At 68.1% G+C, this 1,275-nt stretch carries 1 protein-coding gene; it reads left to right on the top strand.

The genetic code is table 11. The features are described from left to right. The coding region (locus tag ACZ5GP_RS33960) for an amino acid adenylation domain-containing protein (protein ID WP_468754522.1) at positions 1-1,275 on the top strand (1,275 nt) is incomplete at both ends.

Genomic DNA, 1,275 nt, shown 5'->3' with positions numbered 1-1,275 from the left:
GGTGTGGTGGCGGGTGCGCCGGACGCGGTGGCGGTGGAGTTCGAGGGCCGTGCGCTGACGTATGGCGAACTGAACGCCCGGGCCAACCGCTTGGCACGCCACCTGCGTGACCTGGGTGTGGGGCCCGACGTCAGGGTCGGACTGTGCCTGCCGCGCAGCGAGTGGATCGTCGTGTGCGTGCTCGCGGTCCTGAAGGCGGGCGGCGGCTATGTGCCGATGGACCCGGCCGCGCCCGTCGAGCGACTCGACCACGTGGTGCGGGACAGTGCCCCGCGTGTCCTGGTCGTGGACGGCGGACTGCCCGACGGCCTTGCCGTCCCGGACGTCCCGGTGGTGGACGTGCGGGTGGATGCCGGGGTGTGGGCCGGGTTGCCCGATACGGACCTGGATCGGGCGGAGAAGGGTTCGGGGCCTGGTGACCTGGCGTATGTGATCTATACGTCGGGGTCGACGGGGGCGCCGAAGGGCGTGATGGTCGAGCACCGGAATGTGACGCGTCTGTTCACGGCGACGGATGGCTGGTACGGGTTCGGGGAGTCGGATGTGTGGACGTTGTTCCATTCGTTCGCGTTCGACTTCTCGGTGTGGGAGATGTGGGGTGCGTTGCTGTACGGCGGGCGTCTGGTGGTGGTGCCGCAGGCGGTGACGCGGAGTCCGCGTGAGTTCTATGAGTTGGTGTGTGCGGCTGGTGTGACGGTGTTGAACCAGACGCCCAGTGCGTTCCGGCAGTTGATCGCGGCGCAGGGTGAGGAGGGGGCTCCGCATTGTCTGCGGGCGGTGGTCTTTGGTGGTGAGGCGCTGGATGTCGCGGCGTTGAAGCCGTGGATGCGGCGTGCGGTCAATCGTGGGACGCGTCTGGTGAACATGTACGGGATCACTGAGACCACGGTTCATGTCACCTACCGGGAGTTGTCGCGGGCGGACACGGAGGGTTCGGCGAGTCCGATCGGTCACCGCATCCCGGACCTGCGGATCTACGTCCTGGACGAGCACGGTCGGCCGGTTCCGGTCGGTGCCGTGGGTGAGTTGTACGTCGGTGGTGAAGGCGTGGCGCGGGGTTACCTCAACCGCCCCGAGCTGACCGCCGAGCGGTTCGTGTCGGATCCCTTCCGGGGTCGTGGCGGGGCGCGGATGTACAAGACGGGTGATCTGGCGCGGCAGTTGGCGGACGGGTCCCTGGAGTACCTGGGCCGCAACGACGACCAGGTCAAGATCCGTGGTTTCCGCATCGAGCTCGGGGAGATCGAAGCCGCCCTCGCCGGACACGAAGCGGTC

The sequence above is a fragment of the Streptomyces sp. NPDC031466 genome (assembly GCF_055581265.1).
Note: the sequence above shows the minus strand (reverse complement) of the source record. Positions and strands in the feature narration are given on the sequence as shown.